Origin of the sequence: Kribbella sp. NBC_00482 (genome assembly GCF_036013725.1) — a bacterium.
Classification (GTDB): domain Bacteria; phylum Actinomycetota; class Actinomycetes; order Propionibacteriales; family Kribbellaceae; genus Kribbella.
The window spans coordinates 63,772-87,411 of sequence record NZ_CP107881.1; the positions used below are offsets into that span (position 1 = coordinate 63,772).

Annotated in this window: 27 protein-coding genes and 1 riboswitch; of the genes, 13 read left to right on the forward strand and 14 right to left on the reverse strand. The window is 68.1% G+C overall.

Annotated elements, in window-relative coordinates:
- Window positions 1–6 precede the first annotated feature (6 nt).
- Genes hisG through OHB24_RS00305 form a run of 3 tightly spaced genes read right to left on the reverse strand, consistent with a single transcriptional unit; the run spans window position 7 to window position 1,911 of the window.
- Window positions 7–855, reverse strand: a complete 849-nt coding sequence (hisG, locus tag OHB24_RS00295) for an ATP phosphoribosyltransferase (RefSeq protein ID WP_327636858.1) — start codon at window positions 853–855, stop codon at window positions 7–9.
- A 50-nt stretch (window positions 856–905) separates the two neighbouring features.
- On the reverse strand, window positions 906–1,169 hold the full coding sequence (locus OHB24_RS00300) for a phosphoribosyl-ATP diphosphatase (RefSeq protein WP_327636859.1): 264 nt from the start codon (window positions 1,167–1,169) through the stop codon (window positions 906–908).
- Between the two features lie 49 nt (window positions 1,170–1,218).
- Window positions 1,219–1,911, reverse strand: a complete 693-nt coding sequence (locus OHB24_RS00305; RefSeq protein ID WP_327636860.1) for an MBL fold metallo-hydrolase — start codon at window positions 1,909–1,911, stop codon at window positions 1,219–1,221.
- 36 nt (window positions 1,912–1,947) lie between these two features.
- Here OHB24_RS00305 and OHB24_RS00310 point away from each other — a divergent pair, with 36 nt between their 5' ends.
- Both OHB24_RS00310 and OHB24_RS00315 read left to right on the forward strand, forming a co-directional pair.
- A complete protein-coding gene (locus OHB24_RS00310) occupies window positions 1,948–2,910 on the forward strand; it encodes a P1 family peptidase (RefSeq protein ID WP_327636861.1) in 963 nt (320 codons plus the stop codon).
- 7 nt (window positions 2,911–2,917) lie between these two features.
- The gene (locus OHB24_RS00315; protein WP_327636862.1) at window positions 2,918–3,400 is read left to right on the forward strand and encodes a hypothetical protein; all 483 of its coding nucleotides are present in this window, start codon (window positions 2,918–2,920) and stop codon (window positions 3,398–3,400) included.
- Here the strand turns inward: OHB24_RS00315 and OHB24_RS00320 are convergent.
- Both OHB24_RS00320 and OHB24_RS00325 read right to left on the reverse strand, forming a co-directional pair.
- A complete protein-coding gene (locus tag OHB24_RS00320) occupies window positions 3,345–3,839 on the reverse strand; it encodes an anthrone oxygenase family protein (RefSeq protein ID WP_327636863.1) in 495 nt (164 codons plus the stop codon). The two genes, OHB24_RS00315 and OHB24_RS00320, sit on opposite strands and share 56 nt — an antisense overlap.
- Window positions 3,839–4,477: an NAD(P)-dependent oxidoreductase gene (locus OHB24_RS00325; protein ID WP_327636864.1), complete on the reverse strand. Its 639-nt coding sequence runs from the start codon at window positions 4,475–4,477 to the stop codon at window positions 3,839–3,841. The genes OHB24_RS00320 and OHB24_RS00325 overlap by 1 nt, the downstream gene beginning before the upstream one ends.
- Before the next feature lie 81 nt (window positions 4,478–4,558).
- On the opposite strand from OHB24_RS00325, the gene OHB24_RS00330 reads away from it, so the two are divergent.
- Window positions 4,559–5,005 (forward strand): MarR family transcriptional regulator, encoded by a 447-nt coding sequence (locus tag OHB24_RS00330; RefSeq protein ID WP_327636865.1) that lies wholly within the window; start codon window positions 4,559–4,561, stop codon window positions 5,003–5,005.
- Here OHB24_RS00330 and OHB24_RS00335 read toward each other — a convergent pair.
- A complete protein-coding gene (locus tag OHB24_RS00335; RefSeq protein ID WP_327636866.1) occupies window positions 4,996–5,961 on the reverse strand; it encodes a helix-turn-helix transcriptional regulator in 966 nt (321 codons plus the stop codon). The genes OHB24_RS00330 and OHB24_RS00335 overlap by 10 nt on opposite strands.
- 62 nt (window positions 5,962–6,023) lie before the next feature.
- On the opposite strand from OHB24_RS00335, the gene OHB24_RS00340 reads away from it, so the two are divergent.
- On the forward strand, window positions 6,024–6,983 hold the full coding sequence (locus tag OHB24_RS00340) for a hypothetical protein (protein ID WP_327636867.1): 960 nt from the start codon (window positions 6,024–6,026) through the stop codon (window positions 6,981–6,983).
- A gap of 219 nt (window positions 6,984–7,202) precedes the next feature.
- Complete coding sequence (locus tag OHB24_RS00345) at window positions 7,203–7,985, forward strand: hypothetical protein (RefSeq protein ID WP_327636868.1); 783 nt, start codon at window positions 7,203–7,205, stop codon at window positions 7,983–7,985.
- An 80-nt stretch (window positions 7,986–8,065) separates the two neighbouring features.
- Here OHB24_RS00345 and ribH read toward each other — a convergent pair whose 3' ends face one another.
- From ribH to ribD, 5 genes are read right to left on the reverse strand one after another with little or no spacing between them, the layout of a single operon-like run.
- Window positions 8,066–8,536, reverse strand: coding sequence for a 6,7-dimethyl-8-ribityllumazine synthase (gene ribH / locus OHB24_RS00350; RefSeq protein WP_327636869.1), 471 nt, complete (start codon window positions 8,534–8,536; stop codon window positions 8,066–8,068).
- Window positions 8,536–9,774 carry a bifunctional 3,4-dihydroxy-2-butanone-4-phosphate synthase/GTP cyclohydrolase II gene (locus tag OHB24_RS00355; protein WP_327636870.1) on the reverse strand — a complete coding sequence of 413 codons (1,239 nt, stop codon included), beginning with the start codon at window positions 9,772–9,774 and terminating at the stop codon, window positions 8,536–8,538. Before OHB24_RS00355 ends, ribH begins: the two co-directional genes overlap by 1 nt.
- On the reverse strand, window positions 9,775–10,449 hold the full coding sequence (gene pnuC, locus OHB24_RS00360) for a nicotinamide riboside transporter PnuC (protein ID WP_327636871.1): 675 nt from the start codon (window positions 10,447–10,449) through the stop codon (window positions 9,775–9,777).
- Window positions 10,446–11,087, reverse strand: coding sequence for a riboflavin synthase (locus tag OHB24_RS00365; protein ID WP_327636872.1), 642 nt, complete (start codon window positions 11,085–11,087; stop codon window positions 10,446–10,448). Before OHB24_RS00365 ends, pnuC begins: the two co-directional genes overlap by 4 nt.
- Window positions 11,088–12,116 (reverse strand): bifunctional diaminohydroxyphosphoribosylaminopyrimidine deaminase/5-amino-6-(5-phosphoribosylamino)uracil reductase RibD, encoded by a 1,029-nt coding sequence (gene ribD / locus OHB24_RS00370; RefSeq protein WP_327636873.1) that lies wholly within the window; start codon window positions 12,114–12,116, stop codon window positions 11,088–11,090.
- 180 nt (window positions 12,117–12,296) lie between these two features.
- Window positions 12,297–12,428: riboswitch (FMN riboswitch) on the reverse strand.
- Window positions 12,429–12,707: 279 nt separating this feature from the next.
- Between ribD and OHB24_RS00375 the strand changes: the two genes are divergently transcribed.
- A complete protein-coding gene (locus OHB24_RS00375) occupies window positions 12,708–14,006 on the forward strand; it encodes a serine/threonine-protein kinase (protein WP_327636874.1) in 1,299 nt (432 codons plus the stop codon).
- Window positions 14,007–14,052: 46 nt separating this feature from the next.
- On the opposite strand, the gene OHB24_RS00380 is transcribed toward OHB24_RS00375, so the two are convergent.
- Window positions 14,053–16,065, reverse strand: a complete 2,013-nt coding sequence (locus OHB24_RS00380; RefSeq protein WP_327636875.1) for a vWA domain-containing protein — start codon at window positions 16,063–16,065, stop codon at window positions 14,053–14,055.
- A gap of 108 nt (window positions 16,066–16,173) precedes the next feature.
- On the opposite strand from OHB24_RS00380, the gene OHB24_RS00385 reads away from it, so the two are divergent.
- From OHB24_RS00385 to OHB24_RS00410, 6 genes are all read left to right on the forward strand, one after another.
- Window positions 16,174–16,791 carry a helix-turn-helix domain-containing protein gene (locus OHB24_RS00385; RefSeq protein WP_327636876.1) on the forward strand — a complete coding sequence of 206 codons (618 nt, stop codon included), beginning with the start codon at window positions 16,174–16,176 and terminating at the stop codon, window positions 16,789–16,791.
- 134 nt (window positions 16,792–16,925) lie between these two features.
- Window positions 16,926–17,780, forward strand: coding sequence for a substrate-binding periplasmic protein (locus OHB24_RS00390; RefSeq protein WP_327636877.1), 855 nt, complete (start codon window positions 16,926–16,928; stop codon window positions 17,778–17,780).
- Window positions 17,780–18,535 carry an amino acid ABC transporter permease gene (locus OHB24_RS00395; protein WP_327636878.1) on the forward strand — a complete coding sequence of 252 codons (756 nt, stop codon included), beginning with the start codon at window positions 17,780–17,782 and terminating at the stop codon, window positions 18,533–18,535. Before OHB24_RS00390 ends, OHB24_RS00395 begins: the two co-directional genes overlap by 1 nt.
- Window positions 18,522–19,259, forward strand: coding sequence for an amino acid ABC transporter ATP-binding protein (locus tag OHB24_RS00400; protein WP_327636879.1), 738 nt, complete (start codon window positions 18,522–18,524; stop codon window positions 19,257–19,259). The genes OHB24_RS00395 and OHB24_RS00400 overlap by 14 nt, the downstream gene beginning before the upstream one ends.
- Window positions 19,260–19,345: 86 nt before the next feature.
- Window positions 19,346–20,074 (forward strand): polysaccharide deacetylase family protein, encoded by a 729-nt coding sequence (locus OHB24_RS00405; protein WP_327636880.1) that lies wholly within the window; start codon window positions 19,346–19,348, stop codon window positions 20,072–20,074.
- 108 nt (window positions 20,075–20,182) lie between these two features.
- A complete protein-coding gene (locus tag OHB24_RS00410; RefSeq protein WP_327636881.1) occupies window positions 20,183–20,917 on the forward strand; it encodes a polysaccharide deacetylase family protein in 735 nt (244 codons plus the stop codon).
- On the opposite strand, the gene OHB24_RS00415 is transcribed toward OHB24_RS00410, so the two are convergent.
- The gene (locus tag OHB24_RS00415; RefSeq protein ID WP_327640997.1) at window positions 20,914–21,666 is read right to left on the reverse strand and encodes an HAD-IIA family hydrolase; all 753 of its coding nucleotides are present in this window, start codon (window positions 21,664–21,666) and stop codon (window positions 20,914–20,916) included. The two genes, OHB24_RS00410 and OHB24_RS00415, sit on opposite strands and share 4 nt — an antisense overlap.
- Window positions 21,667–21,773: 107 nt before the next feature.
- On the opposite strand from OHB24_RS00415, the gene OHB24_RS00420 reads away from it, so the two are divergent.
- Entirely contained in the window at window positions 21,774–23,000 is a 1,227-nt protein-coding gene (locus OHB24_RS00420) for an MFS transporter (RefSeq protein ID WP_327636882.1), read from the forward strand.
- Here OHB24_RS00420 and rpe read toward each other — a convergent pair.
- Complete coding sequence (gene rpe, locus OHB24_RS00425) at window positions 22,965–23,630, reverse strand: ribulose-phosphate 3-epimerase (RefSeq protein ID WP_327636883.1); 666 nt, start codon at window positions 23,628–23,630, stop codon at window positions 22,965–22,967. The genes OHB24_RS00420 and rpe overlap by 36 nt on opposite strands.
- Window positions 23,631–23,640 lie beyond the last annotated feature (10 nt).

Genomic DNA, 23,640 nt, shown 5'->3' on the forward strand with positions numbered 1-23,640 from the left:
CGGGTTTCAGATCCGGCACGCGTGGATGTCGGTGGTGAGGATCGCGCGGGCGCCGACGTCCCAGAGCTGGTCCATCAGGCGCTGCGCCTCGGCGCGCTGGACCATGACCCGGACGGCGACCCAGCCCTGCCGGTGCAGCGGCGAGACGGTCGGCGACTCCAGGCCGGGCGCGACCGCGGTGGCCGCGTCGACGTCCTCGGCGCGGATGTCGTAGTCCATCATCACGTAGGTCCGCGCGATCAGAACGCCCTCGAGCCGCCGGACCAGCTGCTGCAGGCCGTTCGCCGGGACCTCGACACCGTGCCGCTTGATCAGCACCGCCTCGGACTGCAGGATCGGCTCCCCGAACACCTCCAGCCCCGCCTGGCGCAGCGTCGTACCGGTCTCGACGACATCCGCGATCACGTCCGCGACGCCCAGCTGGACGGCCGACTCCACGGCGCCCTCCAGGCGCACGACCGCCGCGTCGACACCGTGCTCGGCCAGGTGGTCCTGCAGTACGCCGGCGTACGACGTGGCGATCCGCTTCCCGGCGAGGTCCTTCACGGAGTCCGCGACCCCGGGCCGCCCGGCGAACCGGAACGTGGACGAGCCGAACCCGAGGCCCATGACCACGTCCGCGTCCGCGTGCGAGTCCAGCACCAGGTCGCGGCCGGAGATGCCGACGTCGAGCGTGCCCGCGCCGACGTACACGGCGATGTCACGCGGGCGGAGGTAGTAGAACTCGACCTCGTTGGCCGCGTCGGTGAGCGTGAGGTCCTTGGTGGTCCGGCGCTGTTTGTAGCCGGCCTCGACGAGCATCTCGGTGGCGGCTTCGCTCAGCGAGCCTTTGTTCGGTACTGCGACGCGCAGCATGGCACTGCCCTTTCTGGGAGGTGTGAACCGGTGATCTGTGGGAGGGACTCCTACAGATGTCGGTACACGTCCTCAAGGTCCAGGCCGAGCGCGTGCATCATCACCTGGGCGTGGTAGAAGAGCTGCGACAGCTCCTCCGCGGCCCGGTCCTTGCTCTCGTACTCGGCAGCCATCCAGGACTCGGCGGCCTCCTCGACCAGCTTCTTACCGATCGAGTGCACGCCGGCGTCCAGCGCCGCCACGGTCCCGGAACCTTCCGGCCGCGTCGCCGCCTTCTCACCCAGCTCGGCAAACAGCTCCTCAAAACTCTTCATCGCCCGCCCAGCCTACGGGTCCCACCCACGACCCCCGTCCCCAGGTCCGCTAGCCGGACTGCGTCAGCGCCTCGGAGAGCCGCCGCGGGGACGAGTGGGCATCGACGTACCAGTTGTGGTGTTCGGCGAGGAGGCGCTTGACCATTGCGTAGTCGATGGTGTCGTCCGGGGTACGGAGGTGGTACGGCGGTGGGTAGAAGGCGTCTCCGAGGAGGGCTACGCCGTCGGCTTCGGCGATGACCGAATCCGGGGCGTGATTTCCGCCGACGTGCCGCAGTACGACGTCGGTCGGGAGAGTGAGTGTGTCGTCGAAGGTCTCGTCCGGGAGGACGATCCGGAAATCGGTCCAGTCGGGGACGGCAAGGGCGCGGGCTCGGAAGCTGGGGGCAAGCTTCGGGTTGGCTTCGACCTGGTCATGGAGGTAGCGGTGGTTCCACGGGCGGTCAGCCTCGGTGGTGAGTAGGTCGACGGCTGTGGAGTGGGCGATCACGGTGACGTCTGGCCAGGCGCAGGCGCCCCAGGTGTGGTCCCAGTGGTGGTGGGTGTAGACGAGCCACTTCGGCGCGGGCAGGCCGGCGGCGGCAATCGCCGTACCGATGGCTCTTGCGTGTTCGGGGCTGTTTCCGGCGTCGACGAGAACGCTGCCGCGGTCGTCGGCGATCACGGCGACGGACGGGCGGATCGCGTCGGGATCGGGGTCGTGCGGGTAGATCCAGACCCGACCGGTCAGGTGCTCCAACATGCCGCCGACGATAGCCGCGTCGCTGATGATGGGTGGATGCAGAGTCCTCGGAGAGTTCGTGAGCTGGGTGTTGTCGTCGGAACGCTGCCCACCGGGCCGCTGAACGCGATCACCGACGTACCCGGGGTGCGGGTCGGGCAGACGACCATCATCGGCGACGGGCTGAACACCGGGGTGACGGCGATCGTCCCGGACGGCTGGGCGGAGACATTGCCGGCGGCGATTGCTGTCGGCAACGGGTACGGGAAGCTGGTCGGCTCGACGCAGGTGGACGAACTGGGCGTCATCGACACGCCCATCCTTCTCACCGGCACCTTGAGCACCTTCCGAGTAGCCGACGCGTTGGTCACCTGGCTCCTCGCCCGCAACCCCCGCGCAACCAGCCTGAACCCGATCGTCGGCGAGACCAACGACGGCCACCTCTCCGACATCCGCCGCCGACCCATCACCGCCGAGCACGTCCACGCTGCCCTGGACACCGCCTCGACCGACCTCCCCGCCGAAGGCTGCGCAGGAGCCGGCGCTGGCACCTGCGCATTGGGTTTCAAGGCAGGAATCGGCACGGCATCCCGTCTTGTTCCCGCTGAACACACGGTTGGCGTTCTCGTGCAGGCAAACTTCTCCGGCCTGCTGACCGTGCTCGGGCGCCCGGTCCCCGCCCAACCGATCGATGCGGACGGCAACTCCTGCATGATCGTGGTCGCAACCGATCTCCCGCTCGACTCCCGGCAACTCGGCCGGCTCGCGCGCCGGGCGATCTTCGCGATGGCCCGCGTCGGCTCGGACTACGCCCCCGGCAGCGGCGACTACGCGATCGCCTTCACCACCGCCCGTACGCCGGACTTCCCGGACCGCGACCTCCGCACACCGTTCCAAGCAGTCACCGAGTCAGTCGAGGAAGCCCTCCTCAACTCCCTCACCATGGCCCACACCATCACCGGTCACCACAACCGCACCGCCCACGCCGTACCCCACGACCTCATCCGCAACCTGGCATAGTCGCGGCATGCAGCACCGCTCCCGTGCCTGGATCGTCCGGCGCCTCCGCTCACTCGCGGCGCTCGAACTGCTCAACATCCCGCTGCAGTTCGTGCTGTGGTTCGGCGTGGTCGACCTTCCGCTGACGACGCCGAACCTGATCGGCTTTACCCTGTTCGCGATCCTGCTCGCCGAGGGTGCGACGTACTGGCTGCTGAAGCTCCGCCAGGCACCGGGCAGCCCACTCCCCGGTGCGCGTGGGTTCGTACTGGCCAGACGCTGCAACGTGATCCTGCTTGTCGCCGGGCTGGTGTTCGTCGGGTGGGCCGCAGCACGGGAGCCGGGCGCGGAGACCGTGGCGGGTCTGGTGTTCGTGCTGGCCGGAGTACTCGAGCATGTGAACTACTTCCACACCCAGCTGATGTACGACACCACCGCCGACCTGCAGTACCTGTTCAGACGCGGGCTGCGGCGGTCGCACCTCGCACGCGACCTCGCGCGGTCGTGTTGATCTGACTGGCGACGACGAGAAGGCCGAAGGCGAGGGCTGCCGCCGTAGTGCGGATCGCGTGGGCGATCTGCCAGCGATCGCGGACGTTCGCCCAGTCGGACGGTGCGTTCTGCACGGACCACGCCGACTGGTCCGAGTTGATTGGCAGGTTGATCGCGAAGGTCGTCGCGAACACGACCACCAGCAGCGCGACTGCGACCAGTACGATCCGCCGGTCGTTGCCCCGGGCCCGGATCGCCAGCAGCACAGTCGTGATCATTGCCGGGATCAACGTTGCGGAGGCCAGCTTGTCCAGCGAGTCCAGCTCGACCAGCCGAACCTGTGTGTAAACGGATGCCCCGAACCCACGCAACGAGTTCTCCAGCACCAGCACACACACCAGGAACCCGGCAAAGACCCCACTGAAGAGCAAGCTCAGCCCACGAACGACGCGCGCCATCAGTACGCCACCCCAACCGGCTGGCCGACCGTCGCCGGGTTATCTAGCGCCGCTAGCATCAGGTGCGCGACGTCCGCTCGCGAGATCATGTAGCCGCGCGTCACCGTGCCTCCGACCACCGTCCGATAGGTCCCGGTCAGCGCCTTGTTCGTGAGCTTCGGCGGCCGCACGATCGTCCACTCCGTCGTACTGCTCATGATGTCCGCCTCCATCGCCCGCAGATCGGCGTACACCTCCGCGGCGAACGCGTTGATCATCGGATAGAGCAGCCGCCGGTTGAGGAAACCCTCATCCGCCGGCACCGGCCCGAGTGGCGCGGCACTCACCGCGACAAAGCGCCGTACGCCCACGGCTTCCATCGCCGCCAGCATCGACCGCGTGCTCTCCGACGCGACCGGCCCGTCCTTCCGCCCGCGGGCCCCGACCCCGGAGATCACCGCCTCGCTCCCGTCGACGGCGTCCCGCAGCGGCTCCGCCTCAGTCAGGCCGGGCACCCGGATCACCTCCAGCGCAGGGTGTTCCATGTCGTACGCCGACGACGTACGCACCACTGCCGTCACCTTGTGCCCCGCTTCGAGCGCCTGCCGTACGACGTGACCGCCGATCCCGCCCGTCGCCCCGAACACCGTGATCCTCATCCCGACCGCCTCCCTGAAATCTTCTCTGTGCTTCATATAGTATGGAACTCATAAGATATGGAACAGATAGAGAGAGGTGACATGCGCCACCGCCGGCGGACCGGGAACGAGATCAAGGCCGCGCTCCGCGACCTGCGGATCCAGCTCGCCCTGCTCAACCACCAGGTCGGCGGCAAGCTCGCGCTGAAGGACGTCGACCTCGACTGTCTCGACGTACTCGCCCGCAGCGGCCCGCTGACGCCGAGCGCCCTGGCACGTCAGGCCGGCCTGCACCCGGCGACGCTGACCGGCATTCTCGACCGGCTCGAACAAGCCGGCTGGATCGTCCGCGACCGCGCCCGGTCGGATCGCCGCAGCGTCACCATCCGCGTCCTGCCGGACCGTGGGATGGAGGTGTTCCGGCTGTACCAGCCGATGATGAGCGCGATGGACGACGTACTGGCCGACTACACCGAGACCGAACTCGACCTGATTGCCACTTTCCTCCGGCGGAGTGCCGAGCGTGCTGGGGCGTTGGCTCAGGAGTAGAGGTTGGACAGTGTGCGACCGAGGTTCGCCAGTTCGGCGCGCAACTCCGCGGGCTCCAGTGCCTCGACCGCATCCCCGAATCGACAGAGAGAGGCGGCCGCGTTCGGGATCGACTCGATCGGGATCGTCACCACGACACTCCCGTCGGCCTCGGGTTCGGCGGCGGCGACGGCTTTGACCAGCGCCGGGTACGAGACGTCGTACATCTTCGCGGCCAACCGTGCGGACACCCGTAGGACAGCCTCGCCGGTGAAGCGGACCTGGTCGAAGCCCTCCAGGTGGTCCTGCCAGAACTGCTGCAGCTCGAATCCGTCGTCCCGCTCGAACGTCTCCTCGGTCGGCGTCAGTTCGAGGATGTTGGAGACGCGGTACGTGCGCAGTCCGCCGGGGGTGGACGCCACGACGTACCAGCTGCCGTTCTTCAGCACGAGTCCGTACGGTTCGAGGACCCGCTCGACCTCGCGCGGTTCCTCCCAGCGGCGGTACCGGACCTTGATGCGGCGGTCGTGGAGTACGGCGTCGGCGACGGCGGAGAGCTGTGGTGGGGTCTCGGCGCCTTGGTACCAGGCGGGTAGGTCGAGGTGGAAGCGGTTCTTGAGCCGGCCGGCGCGATCCCGCTGATCGGGCGCTAGCGCTGCTAGCAGTTTAAGTTCGGCGGCGCTCGTCTCCGCGGTCAGTCCGAGGGCGGCGGCCGCGCCCGGCATGCCGACGAGGAACAGCGCGGCGGCCTCCTGTTCGGTGAGGCCGGTGAGGCGGGTGCGGTAGCCCTCGACCAGGCGATACCCGCCTGCTCGGCCTTGGTCGGCGTACACCGGGACTCCGGCCGCGGCGAGCGCCTCGACGTCGCGATAGATCGTCCGCAGCGACACCTCGAGCTCATCGGCGAGCTCGCGCGCGGTCAGCTGCCGGCGCGTCTGAAGCAACAGCAGGATCGACAGCAGCCGGCTCGAACGCATGTTCCGAGGTTAGTCCTTATCGCTGCCATAGGTTGTCAGGTTTTGCTCGCACGCTTGGTCACATGACGACATGGACCAAGGTCACCGGCGATTTCGACTTCCTCAACGGGTACTTCGACGTCCGCCACCGAACGCTGAAAGAGGCCTTCGTGGGCTGCGACGAATGGCTCGAGTACGACGGAACGACGACCGCGCGCACGTACTTCGACGGGCAGATCAGCATCGACGAGATGCGGTTCCCGACGAAGGGGACGTACGGGCTGTCGCTGCGCCTGTTCGACCCGGAGAGCGAGCAGTGGAGCATCTGGTGGGTCAGCAGCACCACGATGCAGCTGTACCCGCCGGTGCACGGCGGTTGGGCTGCGGACGGCTCACGTTGCCGTTTGATCGGAGAGGACAGCCACGAGGGGCGGCCGATCCTGTGCAGCTACGAGTGGTCGGACATCACGTCCGAGACCGCGCACTGGGAGCAGGCGTACTCCAACGACGGCGGCGAGACGTGGGAGACCAACTGGACCATGGACTTCACCCGGCGGCACACTCCCCCGCCGGCACTCGACGTACCGAAGGTCACCGACGACTTCGACTTCCTGGTCGGGCGCTGGTCGTTCCACAACCGGCGGCGGCGCCCGGTGCTCGGGGAGCCGGTCGAGTGGTACGAACACGACGCGACGATGGAAGCCACCACATACTTCGACGGCGCGATCAGCTTCGACGAAGGCTGGTTCCCGAGCGAAGGCTTCCGCGGCGCGACATTCCGCCTCTACGACCCGTCCGCCAAGACGTGGTCCATCCACTGGATCAACAGCCAACGCGGCCGCCTCGAGACCCCGGTCATCGGCTCATTCGTGAACGGCACCGGCACCTTCGAAGGCCCGGACGAATGGGGCGGCGCCCCCATAGACGTCCGCTTCCTCTGGACCCCCGGCACCGACAAAGCCGCCTGGGAACAATCCTTCTCCCCCGACAACGGCAAAACCTGGACCACCAACTGGCACATGGAACACACCCGCACCGACTGAGGCGGACCATCAGTTCGCGTGCGCGCGTGCTCCACCAACAGCAGTGCCATGCGCATTGACCAACGCATAAAGCATATTCAGATCAACTGGCGCGAAATAAGCAAACGAGTGCGAATCTCGGGATCAGATCACGCCGATACCACCTGCCCTTGACTGCGGCGCCGTCAGCCCTGAAGCTCCAATCAGAGCGAGCCGACAGCACAGTCGGGGGGACGAACTATGCTTGCTTTGGCACTATCATTTGAGCAGGAGATCTGGCTTCGCATTCTGACCGCATTGTCCACCGCACTCTTCGTCAGCGTGGGCGCAGGCCTCGTGACTATTGCCGTCCAGCGCAAGAACGAGGAGTTCAAAGCCGCCCGCGACCGCTTGCTCGACGCTCGCTGGTCGGATCGCGAACGCGAACTCGATCAACGGTGGGCAGATCGTGAACGCGAGCTCGACGATCGATCGAAGACCAGGCAACTCATGCTGGAGCAACAGAGAAAGGACGCCGAGTATCGGCGCGACATCGATCGCGAGGAACGTGCGCTGAGGCATGAACTGGTGGAGCGCGCTTCCGAAGTCCTCGGCGGCTTCTACTTCGCAACACAGTCGTACTGGAGGCAGCGGCAAAATGAGGAAGTGTGGGGCAAACCCGACGGTGCCCAACTCGACGCTACCTACGTCGCTTGGGCGAAGTCCGCGGATACGTTCGAGCGGGGTATCGGAGCAGTCTTCGGCTGGGCCAGCGAGCCGGTCAAACTCGTCCATCAGTCACGTGATCTACTGACTGTCCGGTACTTCCACTTGCGCGGGCGCAACACAGATGCCCTTCGCAGGAACAATGCGAAGAAGGACGGCGACGGCTTCCACAGTGGGCTGACGGTCGATGAATTGACCGATTGGCCTCTTGTTCTCAAGACGCATCGCGCATGTTTGACGTCACTGGTCGACCTGCTGCTCACAGCCCGGACGAACGATGTATGGCCCACCTCCGCGTCTGCGAGCATCCCTTCCTAGCTGCAGGACAAGTGTCCTGCAGCAACAGCCGTCCGGCTGACGGTGGAGTGACCGCCCATCCTGCGTGAGAATGTCAAGCGCTACAGGTCGCGGATGGCGGCGAGGGTTGAGAGGGCGGCTTGGGTGGCTTCGTAGCCTTTGTCTTCTCGGCTGTCGGGGAGGCCGGCTCGGTCGAGGGCCTGGGGGTCGTTGTCGCAGGTGAGTACGCCGAAGCCGATGGGGACGCCCGTCGTCACGCCGACCTGCATGAGGCCGTCCGTCGCCGCCTGGCAGACGTACTCGAAGTGGGGAGTGTCGCCCCGGATCACCACGCCGAGTGCGACCACCGCGTCGTACCCGGACTTCGCCGCATGCAGCGACGCGACCGGAAGCTCGAACGAACCAGGGACCCGGACGACGGTGTGCTCAGTAACGCCGGAGTCCTCCAGCGCGCGGAGGGCTCCGGCGAGCAGGCCGTCGGTAACCTTCGGGTGCCACTGGGCAGCGACGATCGCGACCTTGGCGTCTTCAACGCGAGGTACCTCGATGGTGGGTGCTCCACTGCCCGACATCAGCCGGCTCCGTTCTCTTCGGTCAGCAGGCCGCCCGGCAGGTGATGGCCCATGCGATCGCGCTTGGTGCGCAGATACCGCAGGTTGTGCTCGGTCGGGTCGATGGAGATCCCCCGCCGCTCGACCACGTCAATGCCGTACCCCTGCACACCCGCAAGCTTGTCGGGATTGTTCGTCAGCAACCGCACTTCTTTGACACCGAGATCGGCCAGGATCTGCGCACCGGTCCCGTAGTCGCGCGCATCCGCCGGCAATCCAAGATCCAGGTTCGCGTCCACGGTGTCCCGGCCCGCGTCCTGCAGCTCGTACGCCTGCAACTTGTGCAGCAGCCCGATCCCGCGCCCCTCATGACCGCGCAGATACACCACGACCCCACCCTCGGCCGCAACCTGCCGCATCGCCTCATCCAACTGCGGCCCGCAATCACACCGCAGCGACCCGAACACGTCGCCGGTCAAGCACTCTGAGTGCAAGCGCACCAGCGCCGGCCCATCATCCAGCGAACCGCGCACCAGCGCGAGCTGCTCCGACCCGTCCACCGTGTTGCGGTAGCCGTGGGCAACGAAATCGCCGTACTGCGTCGGCAGCATCGTCGTCGCGACCCGCTGGATCTGGGACTCGGTACGCCGCCGGTACCGGATCAGGTCGTCGATCGACACCAGGACCAGCCCGTGCTCGTCGGCGAACGTCCGCAGTTCGAGCCCGCGCTTCATCGTCCCGTCGTCGTTCACCAGCTCCGAGATCACCGCGGCCGGCGTCAACCCGGCCATTCGCGCCAGGTCGATCGACGCCTCCGTGTGCCCGGGGCGGACCAGTACGCCGCCCTCGCGGCCGCGCAACGGGAAGACGTGCCCCGGCTGCACCAGGTCGTACGACTCCGAGGCCGAGTCGGTCAGCACCCGGATCGTCCGCGCCCGGTCGGCGGCCGAGATCCCGGTGGAGATCCCGTCCCGCGCGTCGACGGAGATCGTGTACGCCGTCCGCATCCGCTCCCGGTTGTGCGGCGTCATCAGCGGGATCCCGAGCCGGTCGAGCTCCGAGCCCTCCATCGGCACGCACACCACGCCCGAGCTGTACCGGATCAGGAACGCCAGCAGCTCCGGTGTCGCCTTGGACGCGGCGAAGATCAGGTCGCCCTCGTTCTCGCGGTCCTCGTCGTCGACCACGATCACCGGCCGGCCGGCGCGGATCTCGTCGATCGCGTGCTCGATCGTGTCGAGCTTCAGCACGTCACCCATCTATCCCACCACCACGGACTCAGGAGCTTGGACCCGCTCACGGTTCTGGATCTTCCACCACGACACGAACCCGACGACGCAGAACAGCCCATACACGATGTACATCGTCGCCGACGGATAGAACTCCGCCTTCACCAGCAGCGGTACGCCGACCACGTCGACGGCGATCCAGATCAGCCAGAACTCGACGAAGCCCCGCGCCATCCCGTACGTCGCCAGGATCGACCCGGTGAGGATCCACGCGTCCCACTGCGGGCCCCACGATCCGAGCTCGCGCAGAACGAAGTACGAGATCGCGTACAGGATCACCGCGATACCGCCGAGCTCGATCCGCTCACGCGCGGACGCCCACCGCGGCTGGACGCCCGTGGCCGCGCCGCCGTGGCGGGTCTGGTACCAGCGGTACCACCCGTAGAGGCTGACGAGCGCGAAGAACACCTGACGCCCGGCCTGGCCCCAGAGGTCCTTGTCCTGCGGGGTGTCGAAGATCCCGCCGACGAAGACCGTGAACAGCAAGACGTTGCCGACGATGCCGACCGGCCACGCCGACACCAGCCGGCGCATGCCGAACAGCGCGCTGGCCAGACCGAACACGTTGCCGACGATCTCCCGGACCAGGACCTCCGACCCGGCGATCGTCACCGTCGAGTGCAACAACCAGTCGATCGGGTTCACCGCACGCCTCCGTTGTTCTTCACGATGCTGTCCTTCAGGTTGCCTGCGGCAAGCAGTCTTTCCACGTACTTCGCGATCACGTCGACCTCGAGGTTGACGGTGTCGCCCACCTTGTTCGCACCCAGCACGGTCAGCTCCAGCGTGGTCGGGATCAGGCTGACCCCGAACGTGCCGGACGCGTCGTCGACGTCGGTCACGGTCAGCGAGACGCCGTCGATCGCGATCGAGCCCTTCTCGGCGACGTACTTGAGGATCTCGGGTGCGGTCGCGATCCGGACGTCTTCCCAATGCTCGCCCGGGGTCCGCGCCGCGATCGTGCCGGTGCCGTCGACGTGGCCCTGGACGATGTGCCCGCCGAGCCGTTCGTGCGCGGCGACGGCCCGCTCGAGGTTGACCGGCGAGCCCTTCTGCAGACCGCCGAGGCTGGTCCGTTGCAGCGTCTCGCGCATCACATCCGCGGTGAACGCGCCGCCGCCGTACTCCACCACCGTCAGGCAACAGCCGTTGACCGCGATCGAGTCGCCGTAGCCGGCGTCCTCGGTCACCTTCGGGCCGCGGATGGTGAGCCGCGCGGCGTCGCCTTCGAGCAGGTCCAGGGACTCGACGGTGCCGAGTTCTTCGATGATGCCGGTGAACATCTACTTTCCTCCCAGAGGAACCAGGGTCAGCCGGACGTCGTCGCCCAGGCGGGTGACGTCCGCTAGCTTGAACCGCCGCAGGTGGTCGATCGATTCCGCGCCGAGGTCGCCGACCGCGCCGTACCCGGAACCGAGCACAGCCGGGGCGACGTACGCGACGATCTGATCGACGAGTCCGGCCCGCACGAACGCGGCGGCCAGGGTCGGGCCGCCTTCGAGCCAGAGGTGCCGGATCTGCCGGTCGTCCAACTGCCGAAGCACCTCGGCGGGATCATGGGTCGGCAGCAGCAACGTCTCCGCACGGTCGTTGCGGACCCGCGCGGTGGGTGGGATCTCACGGTCGCCGACGACCACCCGCAACGGCTGCCGCGCCGCGGGTACGTCGTGCTCGTCGCGGACCGTCAGCTCGGGGTCGTCGTCCAGCACCGTCTGGGTGCCGACGGCAATCGCATCGCACTCGGCCCGCTGCCGGTGGACGTCGGCGCGCGCGATCGGCCCGGTGATCCACTTACTGGTCCCGTCCGGCGCCGCGGACCGCCCGTCGAGCGTGGTCGCGAACTTCCAGGTGACGAACGGCCGCCCCGTCCGGACGCTGTGCAACCAGACGTGGTTGACCGCCTCGGCCTCGGTCTGCAGGACGCCCTCGACAACGTCGATGTTCTTGTTCCGCAGCTTGTCGGCGCCGCCGGAAGCGGTCCGGTTCGGATCGGGTACGGCGTACACGACGCGCGCGACCTCGGCCTCGATCAGGGCGTCCGCACACGGACCGGTCCTGCCGGTGTGGTTGCACGGCTCGAGCGTGACGTACGCCGTACCGCCGCGGGCTCGTGCCCCGGCCATCCGGAGCGCCTCGACCTCGGCATGCGGGCCGCCGGCAACGGCATGGAAACCCTCGCCCACCGGATGCCCGTCGCGGCCGGTGATCACGCACCCGACCACCGGGTTCGGATGGGTGCTGCCGGTACCTCTCGCAGCCAACTCGACAGCACGCCGCATCCAGGCGATGTCGATCGGCGACGCGTCGTTCACTACTCGGGCCCCTCGTCGTCACGGACGCACTCCGGGGCCTCGACCGGCACGTCTGCTCCGTCGCCCGCACCGGACCACTCGTCCGGTGCCGCGGTCCGTCGCCGGACCTCTCGCCGCCGCGTCCCGTGGGCTCTGCAGTCCACGCTCCGCGCCGTCGGGCGCCAGAGCACACCCGCCGACCGCGTGCGCCTCCCATCCGGACTTTCACCGTCGGTCCTGGAATTCCACCAGGTCAACCGATCGCCAAACCGCAGCGACCGGGTCGCGGACTGTTACCGCCGGCTCGGAATTACACCGACCCCGGAGCACGCGAGTGGGTTCACTCGTGCTTCAAGTATGCCCCTCCCCGCAACCCACACCACGACCCAGGTCACATCGTGAGCCGTCACCCGCAGCAACAACCCCCGGCCCGCGGCGCTCGCGCCGAACTGGGAACACCCCGTGATGACTGGGGACAGGCAATTTCCTGTTCCCAGTCACCGCGGGGTGTTCCCAGTCCTGATGGTGGCGGCGTCGAGCGCGGTTGCAGCTGGATCGGTCGCGCTGCCTGGGCCCGGCTGGGCAGTCCCTCGACCCTGTACCTTCTTGCCGGTGGAGGCGTTTGCTGGGCGGTATCGGCTGATCGACCTGATCGGAACCGGCGGGATGGGTTCGGTCTGGCGCGCCTGGGACCTGCGGCGCTCGGCCTACGTCGCGGCCAAGGTCCTCGGGCAGCACGACGCCGGCACGCTGCTGCGCTTCGTCCGGGAACAGTCGGTACGGATCCAGCACCCGCACGTCGTCGCCCCGCACGGCTGGGCCGCGGACGACGACAAGGTCGTGTTCGCGATGGACCTGGTCCGCGGCGGCTCGGTCGCCACACTCCTCGGGGACCACGGGCCGCTCCCGCCGTCGTACGTCGCCGTACTCCTCGACCAGCTCCTGCACGCCCTGTCCGCGGTACACGCGGCGGGTGTCGTACACCGCGATCTCAAACCAGCGAACCTGCTCCTCGACGCGACCGGCACCGGCCTTCCTCATCTCCGCCTGTCCGATTTCGGCGTAGCCGGCCTGATCGATGAGCCGCGGATGACACGCAACAGCACGATCCTCGGCACCCCTGGCTACCTCGCACCCGAGCAACTGTCGGGCGCGGATCCCGACCCCCGCCAGGACCTGTACGCCGTCGGCGCCGTCGCCCACGAACTCCTCACCGGCGACCGCCCCACCCCCACCGGTTCACTCCCACCCGCAGACGGCCCGTTAGCTGCGTTCATCCACACCTGTACGGCGACCAACCCGTCAGACCGCCCCACCACAGCCCAAGCCGCAGCCCGCCTCCTGTCCGAGTCCGGCGCTCTCCCATCCCCCGGCTCCCTCCCCTGGATCAACCTCCCCGACGCCCCCGAAGTCTTCGACCAACTCCCACCCCTCCCACCCACCTGGACCCCCACCGGCCCAACCAACCCCACCGCCCAACCTCCCGGCACACCCGGCTCCGCCCACCCCACCGGACCCACCAGTTCGGCTGAGCCGACAGGACCCACCGGGCCTAGCGGTTCGGCGCAGGCAGCCGGGGGCGTTCGGCCTCAGCGTGCGCAGGCCTTCCAGCCGCAGGTGACGCGGCAGCTCCCGGCGGGGGACGCCCCGGTCCCGCAGGTGACTGGGGTGGGACGGGCGGGGGACGCCCCGGTCCCGCAGGTGACTGGGGTGGGGCAGGCGGGGGACGCGCCGGTCCCGCAGATGACTGGGGTCGGGCGGGCGGGAAGCGCGCCGGTTCCGCCGGCGGCTGAGGCGGGGCAGGTGGTGGAGGCATCGGGGAGGCGGCGGGGGTTGGTTTGGTTGGCGGTGGGGAGTTTTGTGGGGGCTGCGGGGTTGATTGGTAGTGCTGTTTGGATCTTGGTGCGGTGAACATGACGAAGCCCGGGATGCGGATCGCATCCCGGGCTTCTGACTGCTAGTGCGGCGCCTGCGGACCGCCCCAGTTGTTCGACTGCGGCCACTGCGCGGGGGCCGGCTTCTTCCGCAGTCGCGCGACGATCAGCCCACCGATCAGCAGGAGCACAACTCCACCCCCACCAAGCCCAGCGACCAACGCCACCGGCGTCCCGTCGTCCGAGTCGGAGCGCCCATCCACCGGCGGACCACCGGCCCGGTTCTTGTCACCGGAGTCCCCCGGCTCGGAGGGCGTCGTACTCGGCGTCGTACTGGGCGTCTCGGTCGGCGTAGGTGTCACGGACTCCCCCGACACCGGCGTCGCGCCGTCGACGTACTCCGGTTTGCCCGCCCCCGCCGTACCGACCACGCCGACCGTGAGGTTCAACGGGATCGTGAAGGCCTTGTCGTTGGTCTTCCGGGTCAGCGAGACCGCCAGGTAGTACTCGCCAGGCGTCGAGGTGCCGGTGTCCTGGTTGTTGGCCCCGTTGCGGTTCAGGTACCGGATCTCCTTGGTGGTAAGACCCTTCACCAGCCCGCGCTTGGTCAGCACAGCCTTCGTGTACGAGCCGCCGGGCACGTTCTTGGCGAAGATCGCGAACACGTCCTCACCGGTCGGCGAGATCAGCGCGGTGTCGAGATACCGGATTCCGTCCATCGCGTCGGCCTGGGCGCCGGCCATCTCCGGGACCGTCATCTGCGCTTGGATCCGCTGACCCCAGTCGGCCTTCACCCGGTAGAGCTGGAGCTCGCCAGGCATCAGCGTCGTCTTGTACGTGCCCGGCTGGAGCAGCGGCGCGTCCGGGAAGCTGGAGCCGGGCACGATCTCGCGCGGCGTCGACCCGGACATCTGGGTCCAGACCGGGTCAGCGGCCGCGGCCGGCAGGTTCGCGATCGAGTCGACCGGCGGCTCCTCGTCGACCCGCAGCTCGTACGGCACGCCCTTGAGCTGCTGATAGTTCTTCCCCGGGTTCACGGTGAGCACCAGCTGATCGGAGTCAGCGCATTCGTCGTTCTTCTTCTCGTACTTCGACCAACTGGCCGCCGTCCCGGTCGCCAGCCCCTGGTCTCCGTCGAATCCGCGCGGGTAGCTCCAGCCGCACTGCTCACCGGTGAGCGTGTTGAGCCGCACCTCGGTCTGGATCACGAAGCTCCCGCCGGCCGGACGCCGGAAGCTCACCCCGGCGCGCAGCGTCGAGCCCTTCATGGTCCGCTTGATCAGGTAGTGCTTCGAGGTGTTGTCCACACCGAACGTGTCGGAGTAGTGGCCCGGGGCAAGCACCGGCGCGCCTTCCTGCTGCGGGGCGCCGTGCACCGGCGTACCGGAGATCCGGAACGGGCGGAAGGCTCGCGTCGACAACCTGCCCAGACCAGCCTCGAGATCGATCGTCGAGTCGGCGTCGTAGTAGTCGCCGCGCCCTTCGCGAGCCACGCACTGCAGCTGGGTGCGCGCCTTCCCGCCGACGCGGAAGCCGACCACGTCGATCTTCAGATCGATGCCCTGCTGGGCGATCGAGCGCGCCACCGCGCACGGCTCCGGCGCACACGTCGCCTCGCCGTCCGAGACCAGCACGATCGTGCGCTGACCGACCGGACCGAGATCCTTCGCGGCCTGCTGGAGGGCGTAGCCGATCGGGGTCTCGCCGTACGGCTTGTACTTGGCGATCGCCGTCTGGAGTTGCGGCCGGTTGCCGGTCCCGATCGGGACGGTCAGCTGGGTGTCGGTGCAGGCGCCCGCCTGGGTGCGTTTGAACACGGTCGCGCCGTACACCCGGAGGCCGACCTCGGCCGCCTCGGGGAGCTTGGTCACCACGCTGGACAGGGCCGTCCGGGCGGCGGCGATCTTGGTGTGCCCGTCGCCGGCTGGCTCCGCCATGGAGCCGGACGAGTCGAGGACCAGCACGAGCTTGCCGCCGCTCGGAGCAGGGTCCGCGAGCGCGGCTGGGGCGGTCAGGCCACCCAGGACAGCTGCCAGCGTGACGGCGAGGAGCGCCCACACCACGGGCCGGTGGCGGTGTGCCTGGTGAGTCGTCATCGTTTCCTCCGGTGAGATTCGCTGCTGCAAACCTTGGCAGTTTGCTATCGCAAATGTCAACCCCGTTTCAGGCTGGAATTTCGGGTTCGCAAGTGCGAAGATCTTTGCATGGAGCAGACGGCACACAATCTGCAGCAGCAGGTCGAGCTGTACGGCGAGCCACTGGGCGAGGTCGTACGGCGGATCACCGGCGGGCTCGGCATGACGCAGGGCGGGCTCGCCCAGGTCATCGGCCTGTCCGCGCCCATGCTCTCGCAGCTGGTCAGCGCGCAGCGGGTGAAGATCGGCAATCCAGCGGTCGTGTCGCGCCTGCGGGCCGTGTCCGAGCTCACCGATCTGGCCGTGTCCGGCGGGATCGAGCCCGAGCACATCGCCCACGAGCTGGACGGGATCCGCGCCGCCACCGGCGCCTACACCCGGCCGACCACAGCCCACCTGGCGCGGTCGGCCGCGCCCGGCCAACCCACCGGAAATGCAGGGCAGCCCACCGATCCGCCGGGCCGTTTCCTGCGACCCACGACGTACCCCGGCGAGCTCCCCCCGTCTCCGTCCGCGCGCAGCGTCGTACGGGAGATCCAGGACCTGTTCCGGGCCGTCGCTTCGGCCGAGGAGATCCAGCAGGCCGCGGCCGCCGTGGACTCGCCGGCGATCGCCGAGTTACTACTTGCCTACGGCACCGGCAGGACAGCCGATGCGCTAACGCACTATGAGCAGCACCACGGCTGATATAGCACAACCCGAGTAGACATTCGGCGCTGTCTCACGCTTCGTCGGCACGGAATGCGCGTCGCGCGGCTGGTGTTGGCTTGCTCCGGCGGGGCGAACCGTCCTGCCTTCGTTGACGTTGTGAGGAGACAGTTGTGCGCGCGTTCGGCGCTTTTCGGCGGGTTGTCGCAGTGGTCGGGGCCATCACCTTGGCAAGTGCGATGGTTGCCTGTGGCAGCAATCAGGACAAGTCCGTGGCGGGCGGCGAGGATCTGGGGCTGATGACGGCGGGGACGCTGCGGATCGGGACCCTGACCGACGCGCCGCCGAACGTCTACGTGAAGGACGGGAAGTTCACCGGCTTCGACAACGACCTGATCACTGCGGTCGCGGCGAAGCTGAACCTGAAGCCGGAGTTCGTCGGCACCGACTTCTCCGCGCTGCTGTCGCAGGTGAACGGCGGCCAGTTCGACCTCGGCAGCTCGTCGATCACGGTCACCGAGGCCCGTAAGAAGACGGTTGCGTTCAGCAACGGGTACGACTTCGGCTACCTCGGTCTCAACACCACCAAGGACTCCGGAATCACGTCGTTCGACCAGCTCACCGGCAAGCGGGTCGTGGTCGTCCAGGGCACCGTCCAGGACGACTACGCGACGCAGAAGAACCTGAACCCGGTCCGCGTCCCGAACTACAACGCCGCGCTCGGCCAGCTCAAGGCCGGTACGGCGGACGCCTGGGTGAGCCCGGCCGAGATCGGCGAGAAGATGGCGAAGGAGCAGGGCGGTGGCACGGTGATCCTGGCCGCGAAGGAGCTCAGTGACGCGCCGATGGCGTTCGCGGTGGCGAAGAGCAACGACAAGCTCCGCGAAGCCGTGAACAAGGCGCTCGACGAGGTGATCGCCGACGGCACCTGGACCAAGCTGGTCGAGCAGTACTACCCGGGTCGCGCCGTACCGGCGAACTTCAAGCCGGGCAGCGGATCGGTCAAGTTCACGGCTCCCAAAGCCTGATGGACATCTGGTCCACCCTGAGTGACACCTTCCTCGACTGGGAGTCGATGAAGGCGGTCCTGCCCGAGATGCTGAAGGTAGGACTGGTCAACACCCTGATTCTGGCGGCCGCCTCGGTCGTGCTGGGCACTCTGCTCGGCATGATCGTGGCGGTCCTCGCCCTGTCCAGCAAGCGCTGGCTGCGCTGGCCGGCGAAGATCTACACCGACATCTTCCGCGGCCTGCCTGCGATCCTGACGATCCTGCTGATCGGCCAGGGCCTGTCCCCGATCACGAGGCACTGGTGGGGCCCGAACCCGTACCCGCTCGGCATCCTCGCGCTGTCGCTGATCGCCGCGGCGTACATCGGCGAGATCTTCCGTTCCGGCATCCAAAGCGTGGAGAAAGGTCAGCTCGAGGCCGCCCGAGCGCTGGGCTTCAGTTATACGAGCGGCATGCGGCTGGTCGTCATCCCGCAAGGGGTACGGCGGGTGCTGCCGGCGCTGGTGAACCAGTTCATCGCGCTCGTGAAGGAGTCGAGCCTGGTGTACTTCCTCGGCCTGCTGGCGAGCCAGCGCGAACTGTTCCGGATCGGGCAGGACGCGGCCGCGACCAACGGCAACCTGTCCCCGTTGCTGCTCGCGGGCATCTTCTACCTGGTGATGACGGTCCCGCTGACGCACTTGGTGAACCACTTCGACAAGCGGCTGCGCGAAGGACGACCGGTCGAGTCGGAGGACGTAGAACTGAAGGAGCTCGCGCATGCGAACCGTTGAGGCAGCGAGCCTGGAGGTGAGCGGAGTCGAGCTCGCGTTCGGCAGCAACAAGGTGCTGCGCGGCGTCGATCTCGTCGTGCCGGCCGGGCAGACCGCGTGTGTGATCGGTCCGTCGGGCTCTGGGAAGTCGACGCTGTTGCGTGCGATCAACCGGCTGCTCGAACCGGACGCGGGTGATGTGAAGCTGGGCGGCGAGTCGGTACTGCGGGGTGACGCCGATGTACTGCGGCGACGCATCGGCATGGTGTTCCAGCACTTCAACCTGTTCCCGCACAAGAGCGTGCTCGACAACATCACGCTTCCGCTGCGCAAGATCAAGAAGCTCGACGCCGAGGCCGCACAGGCCGCGGCCCGCGCGCAGCTCGAGCTGGTCGGTCTTGCCCACAAGGCCGGAGCGCGGCCCGGGAACCTGTCCGGTGGTCAGCAGCAGCGGGTCGCGATCGCGCGAGCGCTGGCGATGCAGCCCGAGGTGATGCTGTTCGACGAGGCCACGTCGGCGCTCGATCCCGAGCTGGTCAAGGGCGTGCTGTCGCTGATGGCGGACCTCGCCGCGGCGGGGATGACGATGGTCGTGGTCACCCACGAGATGGGGTTCGCCCGCGAGGTTGCCGACCAGGTGGCCTTCATGGACCACGGCGTCGTGGTCGAGTCCGGAGTACCCGATCAGATCTTCGCCGCGGCCGACTCCCCGAGATTGCAACAGTTCCTGTCCCAGGTGCTCTGAGGCGGTCGAACCTTGGCAGAAAGGTATGCCAAGGCGCACGATGGAAGGTGGCCCCGACTGGGGTTGAGCTACACCTGGGGGTAGCCATGGCGTTCTTCCATCGTTCACCGGCCGCGACTCGCCGACTCACGATCGCAGCAGTCGCCGCCGGATTGATCACCACATCCGGGCTCGCGGCAACCGCCGCGCCCACGACCAGCACAGTCAGCACAACCAGCACGGCCAGCACGGTGGCGGCCGCGCCGGCTCGTGCCAAGTACGTCTATCTCACGTTCGACGACGGCCCGAGTACGCCGTACACCGCGCAGATACTGAAGATTCTGCGGGCCTACGGGGCACGGGCGACCTTCTTCGAGATCGGGCGGAACGTGGCGCGCTACCCGTACCTGACCCGCCGCGTCTACCAAATGGGCAACGGCGTGCAGAACCACACCTGGTCGCACCCGGATCTGCGGCACGTGTCCTCGGCAACATTCAGGTCCCAAGTACAGAAGACGGACCGGTACATCCGGGCCCAGACGGGGTACACCCCGCGCTGTCTCCGGCCGCCGTACGGCGCGACGAACAAGCTGATCTACCGGCGGGCCGCTGCCCTTGGCAAGAGCATCCGCTTGTGGACCATCGACACCCGCGACTGGTCTCGCCCCGGAACGTCGGTGATCGTGCGCCGGGCACTGGCGAAGGTGCACAGCGGTTCGGTCATCCTGATGCATGACGGCGGCGGCAACCGCAGCCAGACGGTTGCGGCGCTGCCGAAGATTCTGCGGACTTTGAAGGCGAGGGGCTACCGCTTCACCACCATGTCCTGCACCTGACACTCGGCGCGGGGGCCGCGGGGTTACGTCAATTCCTGGCACAAGTGCCTTAGCGTGGGCCCTGAGGATTCAGTGAGGACGTGAACCACCCACCGCCCTGGGGGGACAATGGACGTTCGCTTGACGCGTGCGGGCAACCGCGCCGTCGGCCTGGCGATGATGATGCTGGTGAGCGCGGTGATCGGCTCGGTCGTGGTTGCGGCCGCGAAGTCGCCGGCCAAACCAGCCATGCCCGCGCCGTCCGCGGCAGCACCGGTCACGCCGACGAAAACGCCGCTGCCGACCAAGTACGTCGTACTGACGTTCGACGACGGGCCTGATGTCGAGTACACCCCGAAGGTGCTCAACATCCTCGCGCAGTACGGCGCCAAGGCGACGTTCTTCGAGGTCGGGCAGAACGTCCGGAAGCATCCCGAACTGACCAAGCGGATCCACGAATCCGGTCACAGCGTGCAGAACCACACCTGGACGCACGCCGATCTCCGCCACCTCAGCGCGGCCGCGTTCCGGCAGCAGGTGACGTCGACGGATCAGGCCATCCGGGCGCAGATCGGCAGTACGCCGGCCTGCCTGCGACCGCCGTACGGCGGGGTGAACCCAACAGTCCGGCAACGGGCGAAGGCGCTCGGCAAGGACCTCGTGGTGTGGACGGTGGACTCGCGGGACTGGACCAAACCCGGTACGACGGCGATCGTGCAACGCGTGCTGAACAACGTGCACAGCGGCTCGGTGATCCTGATGCACGACGGCGGCGGCAACCGCACCCAGACCGTGGCGGCCCTGCCCACGATCCTCAAGACGCTCAAGGCCCAGGGCTACGGCTTCCGCGTCCTGACCTGCTAGGACAGCGCGGTCACTAGCGGTACGACGTCGGCGATCGACTGGACCACGCGGGTCGGGCGGTACGGGAAGCGCTCGACCTCGTGCTCGCCGGTCGATCCGGACAGCACGAGCACGCTCCGCAGGCCCGCCTCGAGACCGCTGATGATGTCGGTGTCCATCCGGTCACCGATCATCACGGTGGTTTCGGAGTGTCCCTCGATGCGGTTCAGCGCGCTGCGCATCATCAGTGGGTTCGGCTTGCCGACGAAGTACGGCGCGACGCCCGTGGCCCGGGTGATCAGCGCAGCCACCGAGCCGGTCGCCGGCAGCGGACCCTCTTGTGACGGGCCGGTCGGGTCAGGGTTGGTCGCGATGAAGCGGGCACCGTCCGCGATCAGCCGGATCGCCTTGGTGATCGCCTCGAACGAGTACGTCCGGGTTTCGCCGAGGACGACGTAGTCCGGGTCGCGCTCGGTCAGCACGTACCCGATCTCGTGCAATGCGGTGGTCAGTCCCGCCTCGCCGATCACGTACGCCGTCCCGCGCGGCCGCTGGTCGTCGAGGAACTGCGCGGTGGCGAGCGCGCTGGTCCAGATCGACCGCTCCGGGATGTCGATGCCCGCGGCAAGCAGGCGGGCGCGGAGGTCGCGCGGGGTGAAGATCGAGTTGTTCGTGAGGACCAGGAACTTCTTGCCGGACGCCTGCAGCGCGGCGATGAACTCGCCGGCTCCGGGGATGGCGCGCTCCTCGTGCACCAGCACGCCGTCCATGTCGGTCAGCCAGGTATCCACCGGTTTGTGCTCGCTCACCAGCTCATCGTAGAGGCCTGACCGGCTGGTGCACTGAAACTGTCGGCGGCGGGGGCAAGAATGCCGGCATGGAATTGGCCGGGTACCGCGAGTTGTGGCGAGCGCACGGTGTGATGACGCTGCTGGTGTCGTCACTGCTCGCCCGGCTGCCCATGCTCGCGACGATGGTGCCGATCGCGTTCCTCGCGAAGGACGCGAGCGGCTCGTTCCAGTGGGCGGGCGTTGTCGCAGGCGCCTATTCGGTCGGTGCGGCGGTTGCGGGACCGCTCTGGTCGCGTGCGGCCGACCGGCGCGGACCTCGTGGCGTGCTGCTCGCGACCGGGATCGCCTGGAGTCTGGCGCTGTTCGGGATCGCGCTCCTTCCGGCCGGGCTGCATCGGTTGCTGCCGCTGCTGGCCTTGATCGCCGGCGCCCTGGTGCCGCCGGTCATGCAGACGTTGCGGGCCGCGTGGCCGCGCGTCGTCTCGGGCCCGGCGTTGCGGACGGCGTACTCGGTGGATGCGACGGCGCAGGAGCTGCTGTTCATGGTCGGGCCGATGCTCGGGGCAACCGCGGTGAGTGTGGCGAGCCCGCGGGCCGGCGTACTGCTCGCGGCGGTGATGTCGGCCGTCTTCATCTGGTGGTATGCGCTTCGACAACCCGAGCCGCTCCCCCGCGACCAGCACACCACGGTGCCGCTGACCGCGCGGCAGCTGCTCTGGCACCGGCACCGCTTGCCGCTGATCCTCGCGTTCGGCCTCTGGGTCATGTCGTTCAACGGGATCTCGCTGGCCATCGTCGCGTTCGCCGACGACCACGGTCAGCGGCTGATCGCCGGGATCCTCGAGGCCGTCTGGGCGTTCGGCAGCCTGGTCGGAGGCGCTGTTGCGGGCGCGTTGCCCGGTCGGCGTACGTCGTACCTCTGGCGGCGGGCTGCTCTGGTCGCGGTCGGGATGCTGCTGTGTGTGTTCGCAACCTGGTCGTCGGTGGCCCTCGGGATCGCGTTGGCGGTGTCGGGGCTGACGCTCGCGCCGGCGATCGGCGCGCTGTATGGGCGGCTGGGTTCGTTGACGCCGGACGTCGCGCGAACCGAGGTGTTCGGGTGGATGGGCAGCGCGGCGACCGGCGGTGCAGCGATCGGGGCTGCGGTGTCGGGTGCGGTGATCGAAGGCTTCGGCGTGCGGTACGTGTGGCTGCTGGCCACCGTACTCGCGGTGCTGGCGACGGTGTTGCTGCTCCGGGTGCCGCCTGAGGTCGAGCCGGAGCCGAGTGGGCCTGACCTACCGGCCGGCGGACTGCTCGGCGAGACCGCGTAGCTCCTCGACCATCGCGTTCGGGTCGCCGGCGGCGTACACGGCCGAGCCGGCTACGAACACGTCGGCGCCGGCCTCGGCGCAGCGCTCGATGGTGTCGGCCGAGACGCCGCCGTCGATCTCGATCCACAGGTCGAGCCCGTGCTTGTCGAGCAGTTGGCGGGTGCGGCGGATCTTCGGCACGCAGACGTCGAGGAACTTCTGCCCGCCGAAGCCGGGCTCGACGGTCATGATCAGGATCATGTCGAGCTCGGCCAGCAGGTCCTCGTACGGCTCGATCGGGGTTGCGGGCCTGAGGGCCATCGCGGCCCGCGCGCCCTTGGCCCGGATCTCCCGCGCGGTCCGGATCGGCGCCCGGCAGGCCTCGATGTGGAACGTGACGCTCGACGCGCCCGCCTCGACGTACCCAGGCGCCCAGCGGTCCGGGTCCTCGATCATCAGGTGACAGTCGAGCGGCATGTCGGTCGCCTTGGCCAGCGACTCGACCACCGGCATCCCGAGGGTCAGATTCGGCACGAAGTGGTTGTCCATCACGTCGACATGCAGCCAGTCCGCATTCGACACAGCTGCCGCCTCGTCAGACAGCCGCGCGAAGTCGGCGGCCAGGATGCTAGGCGCGATCTGAATCCCCATGGCGTCAATC